The 16035-nt window shown below is 59.0% G+C and carries 15 protein-coding genes, 1 pseudogene and 1 other annotated feature; of the genes and pseudogenes, 11 read left to right on the top strand and 5 right to left on the bottom strand.

All coding sequences use genetic code 11. The features are described from left to right. A pseudogene (gene trpD, locus ACTJJ6_RS08995) lies at positions 1-1597 on the bottom strand (bifunctional anthranilate synthase glutamate amidotransferase component TrpG/anthranilate phosphoribosyltransferase TrpD). After that, entirely contained in the window at positions 1597-3159 is a 1563-nt protein-coding gene (locus ACTJJ6_RS09000) for an anthranilate synthase component 1 (protein WP_049190685.1), read from the bottom strand. Before ACTJJ6_RS09000 ends, trpD begins: the two are co-directional and overlap by 1 nt. Positions 3160-3183: 24 nt before the next feature. Continuing rightward, positions 3184-3287 (bottom strand) — a sequence feature (Trp leader region). A 239-nt stretch (positions 3288-3526) separates the two neighbouring features. Between ACTJJ6_RS09000 and rnm the strand changes: the two genes are divergently transcribed. The 5 genes from rnm to rluB all read left to right on the top strand — a co-directional run bounded on the left by rnm (position 3527) and on the right by rluB (position 7557). Continuing rightward, a complete protein-coding gene (rnm, locus tag ACTJJ6_RS09005; protein WP_016927521.1) occupies positions 3527-4408 on the top strand; it encodes an RNase RNM in 882 nt (293 codons plus the stop codon). Positions 4409-4455: 47 nt separating this feature from the next. Next, positions 4456-5076, top strand: coding sequence for an L-threonylcarbamoyladenylate synthase (locus ACTJJ6_RS09010; RefSeq protein ID WP_016927522.1), 621 nt, complete (start codon positions 4456-4458; stop codon positions 5074-5076). A gap of 115 nt (positions 5077-5191) precedes the next feature. Then, positions 5192-5551, top strand: coding sequence for a Rap1a/Tai family immunity protein (locus tag ACTJJ6_RS09015; RefSeq protein ID WP_016927523.1), 360 nt, complete (start codon positions 5192-5194; stop codon positions 5549-5551). Positions 5552-5700: 149 nt separating this feature from the next. Next, positions 5701-6498 carry an alpha/beta fold hydrolase gene (locus ACTJJ6_RS09020; RefSeq protein WP_033640137.1) on the top strand — a complete coding sequence of 266 codons (798 nt, stop codon included), beginning with the start codon at positions 5701-5703 and terminating at the stop codon, positions 6496-6498. 162 nt (positions 6499-6660) lie between these two features. Further along, positions 6661-7557, top strand: coding sequence for a 23S rRNA pseudouridine(2605) synthase RluB (gene rluB / locus ACTJJ6_RS09025; RefSeq protein ID WP_015378049.1), 897 nt, complete (start codon positions 6661-6663; stop codon positions 7555-7557). Between the two features lie 39 nt (positions 7558-7596). Here rluB and cobO read toward each other — a convergent pair whose 3' ends face one another. Continuing rightward, positions 7597-8187 (bottom strand): cob(I)yrinic acid a,c-diamide adenosyltransferase, encoded by a 591-nt coding sequence (gene cobO / locus ACTJJ6_RS09030; protein WP_016927525.1) that lies wholly within the window; start codon positions 8185-8187, stop codon positions 7597-7599. 13 nt (positions 8188-8200) lie between these two features. Further along, a complete protein-coding gene (locus ACTJJ6_RS09035) occupies positions 8201-8962 on the bottom strand; it encodes a YciK family oxidoreductase (RefSeq protein ID WP_016927526.1) in 762 nt (253 codons plus the stop codon). Positions 8963-9321: 359 nt separating this feature from the next. Between ACTJJ6_RS09035 and sohB the strand changes: the two genes are divergently transcribed. Further along, positions 9322-10368, top strand: a complete 1047-nt coding sequence (gene sohB / locus ACTJJ6_RS09040) for a protease SohB (RefSeq protein WP_004930703.1) — start codon at positions 9322-9324, stop codon at positions 10366-10368. Positions 10369-10419: 51 nt separating this feature from the next. Here sohB and ACTJJ6_RS09045 read toward each other — a convergent pair whose 3' ends face one another. Continuing rightward, the gene (locus tag ACTJJ6_RS09045; RefSeq protein ID WP_004930700.1) at positions 10420-10671 is read right to left on the bottom strand and encodes a YciN family protein; all 252 of its coding nucleotides are present in this window, start codon (positions 10669-10671) and stop codon (positions 10420-10422) included. 427 nt (positions 10672-11098) lie between these two features. Here ACTJJ6_RS09045 and topA point away from each other — a divergent pair, with 427 nt between their 5' ends. The 5 genes from topA (at position 11099) to ACTJJ6_RS09070 (ending at position 15984) form a co-directional block, all read left to right on the top strand. Further along, positions 11099-13696 (top strand): type I DNA topoisomerase, encoded by a 2598-nt coding sequence (topA, locus tag ACTJJ6_RS09050; protein WP_004930691.1) that lies wholly within the window; start codon positions 11099-11101, stop codon positions 13694-13696. Positions 13697-13701: 5 nt separating this feature from the next. Next, a complete protein-coding gene (locus ACTJJ6_RS09055; protein ID WP_255253503.1) occupies positions 13702-13836 on the top strand; it encodes a hypothetical protein in 135 nt (44 codons plus the stop codon). 221 nt (positions 13837-14057) lie between these two features. Continuing rightward, a complete protein-coding gene (gene cysB, locus ACTJJ6_RS09060) occupies positions 14058-15032 on the top strand; it encodes an HTH-type transcriptional regulator CysB (protein ID WP_004930690.1) in 975 nt (324 codons plus the stop codon). Positions 15033-15286: 254 nt separating this feature from the next. Next, positions 15287-15751, top strand: coding sequence for a DUF2778 domain-containing protein (locus tag ACTJJ6_RS09065; protein ID WP_313958302.1), 465 nt, complete (start codon positions 15287-15289; stop codon positions 15749-15751). Then, on the top strand, positions 15748-15984 hold the full coding sequence (locus ACTJJ6_RS09070; protein ID WP_079449787.1) for a hypothetical protein: 237 nt from the start codon (positions 15748-15750) through the stop codon (positions 15982-15984). The genes ACTJJ6_RS09065 and ACTJJ6_RS09070 overlap by 4 nt, the downstream gene beginning before the upstream one ends. Positions 15985-16035: the final 51 nt, after the last annotated feature.

Below are 16035 nucleotides of genomic sequence, written 5' to 3' on the forward strand. Positions count from 1 at the left end.
TTATCCTCTTGCCGCCAGTGCGATGACACGCTCATAGGCCTGCCCGCTGTTGATCATATCCAGTGCCTGCCGCGCATTTTGGCGCAGGTCTTCATGTCCGAATAACTTCAGAAGCAACGCGACGTTGGCCGCGACCGCCGCGGCGTGCGCCGGCTCGCCTTTACCTTGTAACAGCCGCGCCAAAATGTCACGGTTTTCTTCCGGCGTGCCGCCCAGCAAGGCTTCCAGCGGATAGGTTTCCAATCCGAAGGACTGCGGCGTGAGCTGGTAGCTGCTGATTTCGCCGTTGTTCAATTCCGCTACGTGCGTCGGAGCGTGGATCGCCACCTCGTCCATGCCGCCGCCGTGAACCACCGCCGCACGCTGATAACCCAGCACGCGCAGGGTTTCGGCAATCGGCAGCACCAGTTCCGGGCTGTAAACGCCGATCAGCGCCAGCGGCGGGCGCGCCGGGTTGATCAGCGGGCCCAGCACGTTGAACAGCGTGCGGGTCTTCAACTGCTGGCGCACCGGCATGGCGTGACGAAAACCGGTATGGTACTGCGGCGCGAACAGGAAGCACACGCCGAGATCGTCCAGCGCCTTGCGCGCTTCTTCCGCCGGCAGATCCAGGCGGATGCCGAACGCCGCCAGCAGATCCGAAGAGCCGGAACGGCTGGAGACGCTGCGGTTGCCGTGTTTGGCGATCTTCGCGCCGCACGCCGCCGCCACGAAGGCGCTGGCGGTGGAAATATTGATGCTGTTGGTGCCGTCGCCGCCGGTGCCGACGATATCGGCGAACAGATAGTCAGGGCGCGGGAACGGCTGAGCGTCGTCCAGCAGCGCTTTGGCGGCGCCGGCGATCTCTTCCGGGCGCTCGCCGCGGACTTTCATGCTGATCAACGCCGCCGCCAGTTGGCTCGGCTCCAGCTCGCCGCGCACGATGGCGCTGAACAGCTGTTGGCTTTCCTGCTGGCTCATCGACTCGGCGCGGTACAGTTTCTCAAGAATAGGTTGCATCGTCGTGTTCCTTATATTACTTCGCCAGCGCCCAGGCCAGGGTCTGCTCAAGCAGGCGCGCGCCGTGGGTGGTCAGAATCGATTCCGGGTGGAACTGGAAGCCGCACACGCGGCGGCGGTCGTCGCGCACCGCCATCACCATTTCGCCGAAACGGGCGTTGACGGTGAGATCGGCCGGGATATTGCTGCCGACCAGCGAGTGGTAGCGCGCCACCGGCAGCGGATTGGCCATACCGGCGAACATGCCTTCGCCATCGTGAGCGATCGCCGAGGCTTTGCCGTGCAGGATCTCGCCCGCCTGGCCGACCTGGCCGCCATAGGCTTCGACGATCGCCTGGTGGCCGAGGCAGATGCCGATGATCGGCAGTTGGCCGCGCAGACGCTGCAGCAGTTCCGGCATACAGCCCGCTTCGGACGGCGTGCCGGGACCGGGCGACAGCATCAGCACCGGCTGTTCCATCTGTTGCAGACGCTCGATGATCACCTCGGCGGCGATCTGATTACGGTAAATCACCACCTGGTGGCCGCTGGCGCGCAGCTGATCGACCAGGTTGTAGGTAAAGGAATCGACGTTGTCGAGCAGCAGGATATCGGCCATCAGAACACCTCCTTGGCATGGTGCGCAGTGGCGATGGCGCGCAGCACGGCACGGGCTTTATTACGGGTTTCGTCGGCTTCCGCCTGCGGGACGGAATCCAGCACCACGCCGGCACCGGCCTGCACGGTGGCGATGCCGTCTTCAACGTAGGCGGAGCGAATGACGATGCAGGTATCCAGATCGCCGGTGGCGGTGAAGTAGCCCACCGCGCCGCCGTAGCTGCCGCGGCGCGTGCCTTCGGAGGCGGCGATCAGCTGCATCGCCCGCACTTTCGGCGCGCCGCTGAGGGTGCCCATGTTCATGCAGGCCTGGTAGGCGTGCAGCACGTCGAGATCGGCGCGCAGGGTGCCCACCACCCGGGAAACCAGGTGCATGACGAATGAATAGCGGTCCACCTTGGTCAGGTCGGCCACGTAGCGGCTGCCGGCCTGGCAGATACGCGCCAGATCGTTGCGCGCCAGATCGACCAGCATCAGGTGCTCGGCCAGCTCTTTGTGGTCGGTGCGCATTTCCAGCTCAATGCGGCTGTCGAGATCCAGATCCAGCGAACCATCGGCGCGGCGGCCGCGTGGGCGAGTGCCGGCGATCGGGTAGATTTCGATTTGGCGATTGCCCGCGTCGTATTTCAGCGCGCTCTCCGGCGAAGCGCCGAACAGGGTGAAGTCATCATCCTGCATGAAGAACATGTACGGGCTGGGGTTGTTGTCTTTTAAGGTTTGGTAGGCCGCCAGCGGCGCCGGGCACGGCAGGGTGAAGCGGCGCGACGGCACCACCTGGAAAATCTCGCCCTGGCGGATCGCTTCCTGCAGCTCGCTGACCACCGCGCCGTACTCTTCGTCGCTCTGGTTACAGCTCAGCTGCATGTTTTCCAGCGTTTGGTGCGGGATCGGCTGCGGGGGTTGTTGCAACTCAGCCTGCAGCTGTTCCAGGCGATGCTGCAAACGCTGCGCTTCACTCGCCTGCTCACTGAAGACGCTGGCCTGCAGACGGGCCGATCCGCGTTGATGATCAAGCACCAGCAGGGTTTCCGCCAGATAGAAGCAGAAATCCGGGCAGCGTTGATCCTGGCGCAGTGCCGGCAGGTCCTCGAACCCGGCGACCAAATCGTAGGCGAACAGGCCGCCCAGCATCACGGCTTCGCGCTCGTCCGCCGGGGAGTCCACCAGGGTCAGCAGCGTGCGCAGCGCGTCGAACACCGACAGTGAACGCAGGCGGGCGTCTTCGTCCTGCACCGCGTCGATCGCCGGGAAGGTCAGTTCGCGGCCGTTGGGGCGCGCCTGATTGCGCACCTCGGGCGGCAGCGCTTCGTCCAGCAGCGGCAGCAGCGCCGCGCCGTTGGCGGTCAGCGCCTGCACGCTGACGGTGTGGCCCAGTGCGGTAATGCGCAGCGCGCTGTCGATGACCAGCAGGCTCTGCAGATTCTGTTTGCTGTTGATTTCCGCCGACTCCAGCAGCAGGGTGGCCGGACGGGCGCCGCACAGCTGGTGGAAAAGGGTGGTGGGATCGCCCCGGTAGCTGGCTTGCGCCTTCAGCAATGTCAGTTGTGGTTTGGTGTTCATCATCGGTGGTTCCAGTGAATTCTGTCCATAAAAAAGCCCGCATCAGGTGCGGGCTCAGGAAATCTGCATTGTCAGATGACAGCTATGCGCGATTACACCGCCCGCAAGAGGGAGGTACGCCACCAACCGTGAAGAGAAATGTATGTGTTCATTTGCAGACTCTCTTTGTTAACTCTCATCCGACACGGCCGTTGCCGTGAACTTGTGTACTAGTTAACTGGTTCGCGAGGGCAAAGTCAACCCTCTTTTTGCACAATGTTTTAGCGGTCAGCGTGAATTCTATTCATCGTCTGCCTGGCGCAGAATAGATTTCCGTCCGGCCGCCGATCGCGGGTATGATAGAAAACCAAGCCATTGCCGGATAGCCGTTTTGACAGACAGTAACCCCCCATCCATCGCCTTTACTCTGTACGACCTCCACAGCCACACGACCGCCTCCGACGGCTACCTGACGCCGACGCAGCTGGTGCTGCGGGCGGTAGAGATGCGCGTGGGCGTGCTGGCGATCACCGATCACGACACCACCGCAGGCTTGGCTGAGGCCGCCGCCGCTATTGCGGAGCAGGCGTTGCCGCTGCGGCTGGTCAACGGGGTGGAAATCTCGACGCTATGGGAAAATCATGAAATTCATATCGTTGGGTTGGGCGTGGACGTCGCGCACCCGGCGCTGGTGGCGCTATTGGCGGAACAAACCGAACGTCGCCATCGGCGCGCGCAGGAGATCGGCGCACGTCTGGGTAAAGCGCGCATTCCCGACGCCTATGCCGGCGCCCAGCGGTTAGCGGGGGCCGGTGCGGTGACCCGCGGCCATTTCGCCCGTTACCTGGTGGAGATTGGCGTGGCGGACAACATGGCGCAGGTGTTCAAGAAATATCTGGCCAAAGGCAAAACCGGCTACGTGCCGCCGCAGTGGTGTACAATAGAACAAGCCATTGATGCGATTCATCAATCGGGCGGCCAGGCGGTGATAGCGCACCCCGGCCGTTATGATCTGACCGCGAAGTGGTTGAAACGTTTGCTGGCGCATTTCGCCGAACACGGCGGCGACGCCATGGAAGTGGCGCAGTGTCAGCAGGCGCCGCATGAGCGCGCGCAGCTGGCGAAGTACGCGCAGGACTACCACCTGTTGGCCTCGCAAGGCTCTGATTTCCATCAACCTTGTTCGTGGATCGAACTGGGGCGCAAGCTGTGGCTGCCGGGCGGCGTCGAGCCAGTGTGGCGCGATTGGCCGCAACCGGGCCAGGCGGTCTGATTTTACGCGCGTGGCAACGCGCGCGGGCATTATTTTAGGAGCAAGTCATGAGTCAGCTTTTTTATATTCATCCGGACAACCCACAGCCGCGTTTGATTAACCAGGCGGTCGAGGTGCTGCGCAAGGGCGGAGTGATCGTTTATCCCACCGATTCCGGCTACGCGCTGGGTTGCATGCTGGAAGAGAAGGCGGCGATGGAGCGCATTTGCCGCATCCGTCAACTGGACGGCAACCACAACTTTACCCTGATGTGCCGCGATCTGTCCGAATTGTCGACCTATGCGCACGTCGATAATACGGCCTTCCGCCTGATCAAAAACAATACGCCGGGCCACTACACGTTCATTCTGAAGGCGACCAAAGAAGTGCCGCGCCGCCTGATGAATGAAAAGCGCAAAACCATCGGCCTGCGCGTGCCGTCGAACCCGATCGCATTGGCGCTGCTGGAGGCGCTGAACGAACCGATGATGTCCACCACCCTGATGCTGCCGGGCAATGATTTTGCCGAGTCCGATCCGGAAGAGATCAGCGATCATTTGGGCAAGGTGGTCGATCTGGTGATCCACGGCGGCTTCCTCGGCCAACAGCCGACCACGGTTATCGATCTGACCGAATCCACGCCGGAAGTGGTGCGCGAAGGGGCGGGTGACGCGGCGCCTTTCCGCTGATGTAAAAGGTTGCCACCTTGCCCATTGTCTGAAAATCGGCTGAAGCGAGGCTATTTCGCGTGAAAGCCGCTATTCTTGACTACTTCAGAATTGATAATGGGCAGGATGCGCAGCAATGATTAAACAGGTTTCTTTTTTAGCGGCCTTATTATTTTCCTCAATGGCAAATGCGGGGTTTTATTCAGGCAGCGGTTTGCTGGCGGAATCCGGCGGTTACGTAAAAAATAAAAGCGGTGAAGCCACCGTGGCCGAAGCGCTGAATGGCGGCATGTTCATGGGATACGTCGCCGGCGTATTCGATACTTATTCCATGCAGGGCAATCGCAATATCTGCCCGGAAGCCGGGATGAGCATCGGCGTAGCCGCCGACGCGGTGATGCAGTATTTGAACGAGCATCCTGAGCAACTGCATTATTCCGCACCGTCGGTGATCATGCTGGCGTTAAGCGCCGCCTATCCCTGCGTGCGCCATTAAGTTCCCATTCCAATTAGTGCGCATTTTTTCATAAGGTGCGCCCAGGGGACTTTCCGCACGAACTTCAATAGATCAATACCTGCTGCGCTGTCACCTTATCCCCGTCGGTATTCCCCGAACGGGTCGGGGAGAGACGCGCAGGAGGTAATATGACCGCATTTCACAGTGCCAACATGATGCTCGATTATCAGGATATCGGCTCAGGGCCGCTCACGTTGGTGTTGCTGCCCGGCTGGTGCGAACCGAAAACCGTGTTTGAGCCGTTCATCGCTCTGGCGGCCGAACGCTATCGGGTGATCAGCATCGACTGGCGCGGCCATGGCCTGTCGTCAAAAGCCACGGAGATGTCGCTGACGGCGGACGACTTGCTGGAGGATGTGCGCCAACTGCTGACGGCGCTGCGTTTGGATAACGCGGTCACTCTGTCGGTGGCGCACGCCAGCTGGCTGGCGGTGGCGTTGGCCGAAGCGTTGCCGCAGCGGGTGCGGGGCATGGTGTTTCTCGACTGGATCATGACGCAGCCGGAGCCGGCGTTCTTTACGGCGGTGAGCCGCATGCAGCAGCCGCAGCAGTGGCTGGCGGCGCGCGACGCCTTGTTCGACTTCTGGCAGGGCGGCATCCGTCACGATCGGGTCAAACGCCATCTGGAGGTCGAGATGGCGCAGGAAGATTACCGGCTCTGGCGTGCCGCCGGCGTGGCCATCGAACAGGCCTATCGGCAATACGGCTCGCCGCTGCAACGCCTGGCGGGCATGAGCGCGCCGCCGCCGTGTCGGCACATCTACTCGTTGGATCGCCGCGACGACTACCTGCGGCAACAGCAGGCGTTTGCCGCCGAACAGCCGTTTTTCTCCGTGGTGCGTCTAGGCGAGGCTCGCACTCACCTCGGCATTTTGGAACGGCCCGACGCGGTGCTGTGGGCGGTGGAGGATTTTTTGGCGCCGTGAACGCTGTCTGAAGGGGGCCACCGCCGATAAAGTGGGTTTCAACACCTTAGAAAGCCTGTATAATACGCGGTTCGATCCTGATAAGCGTATTATGACCGTCGTGGCGCTTGGCCGCGGCGGTATCCCCCCGACGCCTGTGAAGGCGACATTAGAGGTTGCTCAATGAGCGAAAAGTTACAGAAAGTTTTAGCGCGCGCCGGGCATGGCTCGCGTCGTGAAATCGAAACCATGATTGAAGCCGGGCGCGTCAGCGTCGACGGCAAGGTTGCCAAGCTCGGCGATCGCGTTGAAGTGACGCCGGCGATGAAAATCCGTCTGGATGGCCATGTCCTGTCGATCAAAGAATCCGAAGAGGTGGTTTGCCGGGTGCTGGCTTACTACAAACCGGAAGGCGAGCTGTGTACCCGCAGCGATCCTGAAGGCCGCCCGACGGTGTTCGATCGCCTGCCGAAGCTGCGCGGTTCGCGCTGGGTGGCGGTAGGGCGCCTGGACGTCAACACCTCCGGTCTGCTGCTGTTCACCACCGATGGCGAACTGGCCAACCGTCTGATGCACCCGAGCCGTGAAGTGGAGCGCGAGTACGCGGTGCGCGTGTTCGGCCAGGTTGACGATGCGAAAGTGAAGCAGCTGAGCAAAGGCGTGCAATTGGAAGACGGCCCGGCCGCCTTCCGCACCATCAGCTTCCAGGGCGGTGAAGGCCTCAACCAGTGGTACAACGTGACCCTGACCGAAGGCCGCAACCGTGAAGTGCGTCGCCTGTGGGAAGCGGTGGGCGTGCAGGTGAGCCGCCTGATCCGCGTGCGTTACGGCGACATCGATCTGCCGAAAGGCCTGCCGCGCGGCGGCTGGGCTGAACTGGATCTGCCGGCGATCAACTACCTGCGCGAGCTGGTGGAGTTGAAACCGGAAACGGTCAGCAAAATGCCGGTGGAGCGTGAGCGCCGCCGCGTGAAGGCCAACCAGATCCGCCGTGCGGTCAAGCGCCACTCGCAGGTGGCCGGCAGCGGCCGCCGCAGTGCGCCAGGCAGCAAACCGGGCAAGCCAAGCAAACGCAGCTAATCCCGCCATTCTGGCCCCGTTCGGGGCCAGAACGTTTTGTTACCAATCGATCCCCTGTTGCGCCTTCACGCCCGCGTCGAATGCGTGTTTCACCGGCCGCATCTCCGTGACCGTATCCGCCAGTTCCAGCAGATCGCGATGGCAGCCGCGCCCGGTCAGGATCACCGTTTGATGCGCAGGGCGTTGCAGGAGCGCTTCCTTCAGCTCTTCCAGTTCCAGATAGCCGTAGGTCAGCATGTAGGTCACTTCATCCAGCAGAACCAGATCCAGGCCGCTGTCGGCCAGCATGCGTTTGCCGTGCTGCCACACCGCCTGGCAGGCGGCGGTGTCGCCGGCCTTGTTTTGCGTTTCCCAGGTGAAACCGGTGGCCATCACCTGAAATTCAACGCCGTGTTGCTGCAGCAGATTCTTTTCGCCATTGGGCCATTCGCCCTTGATGAACTGGATCACCCCGGCGCGCATGCCGTGGCCGACCGCGCGGGTGACGGTGCCGAAGGCGGCGGTGGTTTTACCCTTGCCGTTGCCGGTAAACACCAGCAGCAGGCCGCGGGTGTCCTGCGCCGCGGCGATGCGCGCATCGACCTGTTCTTTCAGGCGCTGCTGGCGCTGTTGATGACGATCTTCCGCCATGAAACGCTCCTGATTATTCGGCTGCGCCGGGTTTGCGGTTCGGCTGCGCGTCGAAGCTCATGCCGGTTTTGCGGCGGCTGTCTTCGCCCATCAAATACAGATACAGCGGCATGATATCGGCCGGGGTTTTCAGCTTGTTCTTGTCTTCGTGCGGGAAGGCAGATGCGCGCATTTTGGTGCGGGTGCCACCCGGATTGATGCAGTTCACCCGCAGATTGCGGTTTTTATACTCGTCGGCCAACACCTGCATCATGCCCTCGGTGGCGAACTTTGACACCGCATAGGCACCCCAGTCTGCGCGGCCGGTACGCCCGACGCTGGAGCTGGTGAACACCAGTGAACCGGCGTGGGATTTCAGCAGCAGCGGCAGCAGCGCCTGAGTCAGCATAAAGGTGGCGTTGACGTTAACCTGCATCACTTCTTGCCACATGGTTATCGACAGGTCGGCCATCGGCGCGATGTCGCCGAGCAGGCCGGCGTTGTGCAACACGCCGTCAAGGCGGGGGATCTGACGCGCCAGATCGTCGGCTATCTGCCGGCATTGCTCCTGAGTGGCGTGCAGCAAGTCCAGCGTGACCACCAGGGCCGGGGCGCCGCCCAGGGCTGCGATCTCTTGTTGTACCGCCAGCAGTTTGCTCTCGGTGCGCCCCAGCAGCACCAACTGAGCGCCGAAGCGCGCGTAGGTCAGCGCCGCTTCGCGGCCGATGCCGTCGCCGGCGCCGGTGACCAAAATGATACGTTGTTCGAGCAGATCTTGTTTGGGTTGGTAATGCACGATAAATCCTCGCCTGGGTGGCTGTTCTCCCGCGGATATCGGGGAGCAAGGGTGAAACGCGCGGCCGGGGCGGGAGCGAAGGCTCGACCGTCTGCGGGCCGCGCAGCGAATCCGTCTCATCATATTGATGAATAATGGGTGTTATATGCCTTAATCCGCAGGCATTTTCAATGCGTAGCAGGCTGAAATGGCATTCTTTTGTAACAAAAGCGCGGCGGTGGCGGCTTGGTTCGGCCGTAAATCGTCCCCATAGTGATGCTCTGTGCGCAATGAATTTTCATTTAGCCGCGACAGCAGCCGCTGCGGTTGGCTAAAATGGAAATAAGCATACTAACAACCTGTAAATAAAGGCGGAATCTGTGGAGTTTATATCTGTTTATGGCCTGTTTTTGGCCAAGGTCGCCACGGTGGTGCTCGCCATCGCTGCGTTGGCCATCCTGGCGGTCAGTTTGGGGCAACGCAAGAGCCGCCAGAAAGGGGAGCTGCAGCTGACCGATCTCGGCGAACAGTATCGCGAGATGCAGCGCGATATGCGCCTGGCGCGCATGGATGCCGCCGAGCAGAAGGTTTGGCTGAAACAGTTCAAGAAGCAGACCAAATCTGATGACAAATTGAAGAAGCAGCGCGCCAAGTCCGGCGCGGTGGAAGTGGCCAAGCCGTGCCTGTATGTGCTGGATTTCAAGGGCAGCATGGACGCGCACGAGGTCACCTCGCTGCGCGAAGAGATCTCGGCGGTGCTGGCGGTGGCGTCGGCGCAGGATGAAGTTCTGTTGCGCCTGGAAAGCCCTGGCGGGGTGGTGCACGGCTACGGCCTGGCGGCTTCGCAGTTGGAGCGCCTGCGCAAAGGCGGTATTCGTCTGACGGTCGCGGTGGATAAAGTGGCGGCCAGCGGCGGCTACATGATGGCTTGCGTTGCGGATCGCATCGTGGCGGCGCCGTTCGCCATTATCGGTTCCATCGGCGTGGTGGCGCAGATCCCGAACTTCCACCGCCTGTTGAAAAAGAACGATATCGACGTGGAGTTGCATACCGCCGGGCAATTTAAACGCACGCTGACGCTGTTTGGCGAAAACACCGAACAAGGGCGCGAGAAGTTCCGAGAAGATCTGAACGAAACGCACGAGCTGTTCAAGCGCTTTGTGCATGAGCAGCGCCCGTCGCTCGACATCGACAGTGTCGCCACCGGTGAGCACTGGTTCGGTTCACAGGCGAAAGAGAAGGGCCTGATCGACGCCATCGGCACCAGCGATGATTTGCTGATCGCCGAGCTGGATAACCACGAAGTGATCGCCGTGCGCTATACGCGCCGCAAACGCCTGATGGATCGCTTCACCGGCAGCGCGGCGGAAAGCGTCGATCGTTTGCTGCTGCGCTGGTGGCAGCGTGGGGAAAAGCCGTTGTTGTAACGGCAACGAGAGCGTGAATCAACGGGGGCCAGGCGCCCCCGTTTTCTTGTCTTAATCGACCAGGTGGTATTTTTCCGAAAGCAGGTGAGCCAAATGTTTAAACATATTAAATACCGCGGTGGTTTTGGCGGTGGGCAATCCATCGGCATCCAAAAAGTATTCGCCGCGAAAAACTAAAACGCCGCTTTTTTGTTCAACGTCGGTGGCGATCATGCCGTGCAGATAATCTTCGTGTTGGCGGATGATGTTATTTGCTTCCGCCAGCAGGGCCTCGCGGCCGATAGGTGCAGTATTCGTGCGCATTTATTAGACTCCAAACTAAAAACTCTGCGCATATTCTAACGCCGGTTCGCTTTTATCCGCAAACCGACTAAGGTTTATTTGCCGTCTGGATGGCCATGGGCGGCCGCCGGTTGGCGAAATCGGACTTTCCATGCTAATTAGGTTGCGTGACGCTTTTTATCAGGTACAGTGTGGGATTTTGCGGCGTCGGGTGGAAGGTTTTGTTTACGCCATGAATAAAACTCACACAGCCATACTTCTGGGGCATGGGTGAATAGCAGGCAGGATCAACAACTTGCGTTCAGGTTGAGCAGTTGGGCAACCAAAAGAAAAAAATCTGTTGATCTCTTGCCAGACTGCCGCAATATAAAAAAAGAGACACGAATTGCCGCGGCACGGCGAGATAAAAGACTTCTTTTTAGAAGAAATAAATTAGGTAAAGGTAAATATGGGTAAAGCTCTCGTAATAGTTGAGTCCCCGGCAAAAGCCAAAACTATTAATAAATATTTAGGAAGTGACTACGTGGTGAAGTCCAGCGTCGGTCACATCCGTGATTTGCCGACCAGTGGCTCAGCCAGCAAAAAGAGCGCTGACTCAACCGAAGACAAAGCCAAGAAAAAAGTTAAAAAAGATGAGAAGGCGGCGCTGGTAAATCGCATGGGCGTCGACCCTTACCACGGCTGGAAAGCGCATTATGAAATCCTGCCGGGTAAAGAAAAAGTGGTCGCCGAGTTAAAATCGTTGGCGGAAAACGCCGACCACATTTATCTCGCAACCGACCTTGACCGCGAAGGGGAAGCCATCGCCTGGCACCTGCGGGAAGTGATCGGTGGAGATGACAAACGCTTTAGCCGCGTGGTGTTTAACGAAATCACCAAAAACGCGATCCAGCAGGCGTTCAAACAGCCGGGCGAGCTGAACATTGATCGCGTCAACGCGCAGCAGGCGCGCCGGTTTATGGACCGCGTGGTGGGCTATATGGTCTCGCCGCTGCTGTGGAAGAAAATCGCCCGCGGCCTGTCCGCCGGCCGTGTGCAGTCGGTGGCGGTGCGTCTGGTGGTTGAGCGCGAACGCGACATCAAGGCGTTCGTGCCGGAAGAGTACTGGGAACTGCATGCCGATCTGCTGGCGAAGGGTGAAACCGCGCTGCAGATGGAAGTGACCCACGCGCACGACAAACCGTTCAAGCCGGTCAACCGCGAGCAGACTCACGCCGCGGTCAAGTTGCTGGAAAAAGCCCGCTACACGGTGCTGGATCGCGAAGACAAACCGACCAGCAGCAAGCCGGGCGCGCCTTTCATTACCTCCACGCTGCAACAGGCCGCCAGCACCCGCCTGAGCTTCGGCGTGAAGAAAACCATGATGATGGCGCAACGGCTGTATGAAGCCGGCCACATCACCTATATGCGTACCGATTCCACCAACCTGAGCCAGGATGCGCTCAACATGGTGCGTGGCTACATCGGCGACAACTTCGGCGATAAATACCTGCCGAAGGCGCCGAATCAGTACAGCAGCAAAGAGAATTCGCAGGAAGCGCACGAAGCGATCCGTCCTTCGGACGTGAACGTGCTCGCCGAGCAGTTGAAAGACATGGAAGCGGATGCGCAGAAGCTGTATCAGCTGATCTGGCGCCAGTTCGTCGCCTGCCAGATGACGCCGGCGCAGTACGATTCCACCACGCTGACGGTGAAAGCCGGTGATTATCAGCTGCGCGCCAAGGGCCGTACGCTGCGCTTTGACGGTTGGACCAAGGTGATGCCGGCGTTGCGCAAGGGCGATGAAGATCGCACCCTGCCATACGTCGAAATCGGCAGCGAGCTGGATCTGCAGAAACTGATCCCGAGCCAGCACTTCACCAAGCCGCCGGCGCGCTACAGCGAAGCCTCGCTGGTGAAAGAGCTGGAAAAACGCGGCATTGGCCGCCCGTCCACCTACGCCTCCATTATCTCAACCATTCAGGATCGCGGTTATGTGCGGGTGGAAAGCCGCCGCTTCTATGCCGAGAAAATGGGTGAGATCGTCACCGATCGTCTGGAAGAAAACTTCCGCGAGCTGATGAACTATGACTTCACCGCGCGCATGGAAGATGGTCTCGATGAGGTCGCCAACAACCAGGCCGAGTGGAAAGCGGTGCTGGACGAGTTCTTCGTCGACTTCAGCGAGCAGCTGGAAACGGCGGAGAAGGATCCGGAAGAAGGCGGCATGCGGCCTAACCAGATGGTGATGACCAGCATCGACTGCCCGACCTGCGGCCGCAAGATGGGCATCCGTACCGCCAGCACCGGCGTGTTCCTCGGCTGTTCCGGCTACGCGCTGCCGCCGAAGGAGCGTTGCAAAACCACCATCAACCTGGTGCCTGAAGCGGAAGTGCTCAACATCCTCGAAGGTGACGACGCGGAAACCAACGCGCTGCGCGCCCGCCGCCGCTGCCAGAAATGCGGTACGGCGATGGACAGCTATCTGATCGACAACCAGCGCAAGCTGCACGTCTGCGGCAACAACCCGGCGTGTGACGGCTATGAGATCGAAGAGGGCGAGTTCCGCCTGAAAGGTTATGACGGCCCGGTGGTGGAGTGCGACAAGTGCGGTTCGGAAATGCACCTGAAAATGGGGCGTTTCGGCAAGTACATGGGCTGCACCAACGAGAACTGCAAAAATACCCGCAAGATCTTGCGTAACGGCGATGTGGCGCCGCCGAAGGAAGATCCGGTGCCGTTGCCGGAGCTGCCGTGCGAGAAGTCCGACGCCTATTTCGTGCTGCGTGACGGCGCTGCCGGCGTGTTCCTGGCGGCCAACACCTTCCCTAAATCGCGCGAGACCCGCGCGCCGTTGGTGGAGGAGCTGGCTCGCTTCAAGGATCGTCTGCCGGAGAAACTGCGCTACCTGGCCGATGCGCCGGTGGCGGATGCCGAAGGCAACAAAACGCTGGTGCGTTTCAGCCGTAAAACCAAGCAGCAGTACGTCTCCTCTGAAAAAGACGGCAAGGCGACCGGTTGGTCCGCGTTCTACGTGGACGGCAAGTGGGTCGAAGGCAAGAAGTAAGGGCGATGTCCTGCCTGCAAGATGAAAAACCAGCCCTGGCGGCTGGTTTTTTTATTGGTGAAAAGGGGCAAACGGATCTATCCTTTGCTGTTTTTATCCCTCCGACACCGCCGTTTCACGTTGATACCAATGCAAAATAATCGTTATCATAGTGTGACGCGGATCTATACTTGAAGCTGCATCGTGGTATAGTGGTTATATAAAAAGTTTTTTTATTATTAAAGCTTATTAACAACGGTGTTTTCTTCACCATCAGGGTAGAACACGGGGTTTATGGCTTGTGAGTTTCAGCATACCGGGGCGACACCGATATACCTGGCTGCGGGTAAGCCGCAGTGTTTAACCTAGGATGGTATAAGATATGAAATTGCAGCAGCTTCGTTACATTGTGGAAGTGGTTAACCACAACCTGAATGTCTCCTCGACGGCAGAAGGGCTCTATACCTCTCAACCCGGCATCAGTAAACAGGTGCGCATGCTCGAAGATGAGCTGGGCATCCAGATTTTCGCCCGCAGCGGCAAGCATCTGACCCAGGTCACCCCCGCCGGCCAGGAAATCATTCGCATCGCGCGTGAAGTGCTGTCCAAGGTAGACGCCATCAAGGCCGTCGCCGGTGAACACACCTACCCGGACAAAGGCTCGCTGTACGTCGCCACCACGCACACTCAGGCTCGTTACGCATTGCCAAACGTGATCAAAGGCTTCATCGAGCGTTACCCGCGCGTCTCGCTGCACATGCATCAGGGCTCGCCGACGCAGATCGCCGAAGCGGTCTCCAAGGGCACCGCCGATTTTGCCATCGCCACCGAGGCGCTGCACTTGTACGACGACCTCATCATGCTGCCGTGCTACCACTGGAACCGTGCGGTGGTGGTGAAGCCCGATCATCCTTTGGCGGGAAAAAGCAGCATCAGCATCGAAGAACTGGCGGCTTACCCGATTGTCACTTACACCTTCGGCTTTACCGGCCGCTCGGAGCTGGACACCGCCTTCAACCGCGCCGGCCTGACGCCGCGCATCGTCTTTACCGCCACTGACGCCGACGTGATTAAAACCTATGTGCGTTTGGGATTGGGGGTAGGGGTGATCGCCAGCATGGCGGTGGATCCGGTGCAGGATCCGGATCTGGTGACGGTGGATGCGCGCGACATCTTCACCTACAGCACCACTAAAATCGGCTTCCGCCGCAGCACCTTCCTGCGCAGCTACATGTACGACTTCATTCAGCGCTTCGCGCCGCACCTGACGCGCGACGTGGTCGACAGCGCAGTGGCGCTGCGCTCCAACGAAGAAATTGAAGCGATGTTCAAGGACATCAAGCTGCCGATTAAATAATCGTTGACGATATCAAATCAAACCCGGTTAGGCGCCTGCCAAACCGGGTTTTTTTAGCCCGGAAACCCGCACCTTCCTTGTTTCTCAGGATCATCCTGAAAAGCCACCGTCCTCTTTTCAACCCGTTCACCTCTAAGTAGACTGCAAAACGTTCGGATAATTGAATAAGGAAATTCAACGTTATGCAGATATGCAGGCTTAACTACGCTGATTTATCAAGTGATGGCAAGATAGCGAAATTACGGTGCTATGGAGTGGGGACATTCGACGTGTTATCGGGTATCGAGCATTACATTAACAACCCAAACTGTTCGGATCGTGAAAAAGCCGCCATTCCTCCAGGAACATACTGGATCGTCGACAGACCACAGGGCAGTATTGCAAATCAAATTCGTTCTGAGTTGGTTGACCTGTATCATCTCTACAAGAATCGCCATTCTGAGTGGTTTGGTCTCTTCAGCAATGAAACTATGAGTGACTACCTCGCCGTAAATGGCGTCTTTCGAAACAGTTTTAGACTGCATCCACTTAACACAGATGGCACCGGTGTTTCTTGGGGATGTATTACTCTCTATCAGGCATCTGACTTTCAGATCCTTCGGGATGCGCTGCTAAGGCGTAGAAAGGTGAGAGTGCCTGGAGGTCGAGGGCTGATGGCGTACGGTCGTATAGATGTTCAAGGCGAGCCTGATTACAGTAAATGCGTGGTATCACAATGAAAAAAAGTCTCTGGATTGTTCTGTTCTTGTTGCTAACATTTTTGTTGTTGCGCTACCTACCAGACGGAATTTTCGACAGCTTCGTTTCCAACAACATAGAAATTAGCGGTGATGGTGAAATAGGGATGAATAATTTCGACTCGGCTGTCATTGCCATTAAATTGGGTGTCTCTGCTATCATTGCTGCAGTTGTGCTCACAGTATGTCGCCGCCTGGTGCGCAAACCCCGCTAAAGCCGTGAGATTTTCGCTGCCAAAACGCCGCCTCGTTGCGGCGTTTTCGTT

Source organism: Serratia sp. 22278, assembly GCF_052045405.1.
GTDB classification, from domain to species: domain Bacteria; phylum Pseudomonadota; class Gammaproteobacteria; order Enterobacterales; family Enterobacteriaceae; genus Serratia; species Serratia marcescens.

Coding starts and splice junctions, on each gene's coding strand:
- cobO (WP_016927525.1), bottom strand. CDS start 8,187: ATGGCGGAAGATCGTCATCAACAGCGCCAGCAGCGCCTGAAAGAACAG.
- rluB (WP_015378049.1), top strand. CDS start 6,661: ATGAGCGAAAAGTTACAGAAAGTTTTAGCGCGCGCCGGGCATGGCTCG.
- ACTJJ6_RS09020 (WP_033640137.1), top strand. CDS start 5,701: ATGACCGCATTTCACAGTGCCAACATGATGCTCGATTATCAGGATATC.
- ACTJJ6_RS09055 (WP_255253503.1), top strand. CDS start 13,702: ATGTCCTGCCTGCAAGATGAAAAACCAGCCCTGGCGGCTGGTTTTTTT.
- ACTJJ6_RS09000 (WP_049190685.1), bottom strand. CDS start 3,159: ATGATGAACACCAAACCACAACTGACATTGCTGAAGGCGCAAGCCAGC.
- ACTJJ6_RS09010 (WP_016927522.1), top strand. CDS start 4,456: ATGAGTCAGCTTTTTTATATTCATCCGGACAACCCACAGCCGCGTTTG.
- cysB (WP_004930690.1), top strand. CDS start 14,058: ATGAAATTGCAGCAGCTTCGTTACATTGTGGAAGTGGTTAACCACAAC.
- topA (WP_004930691.1), top strand. CDS start 11,099: ATGGGTAAAGCTCTCGTAATAGTTGAGTCCCCGGCAAAAGCCAAAACT.
- ACTJJ6_RS09045 (WP_004930700.1), bottom strand. CDS start 10,671: ATGCGCACGAATACTGCACCTATCGGCCGCGAGGCCCTGCTGGCGGAA.
- ACTJJ6_RS09015 (WP_016927523.1), top strand. CDS start 5,192: ATGATTAAACAGGTTTCTTTTTTAGCGGCCTTATTATTTTCCTCAATG.
- ACTJJ6_RS09070 (WP_079449787.1), top strand. CDS start 15,748: ATGAAAAAAAGTCTCTGGATTGTTCTGTTCTTGTTGCTAACATTTTTG.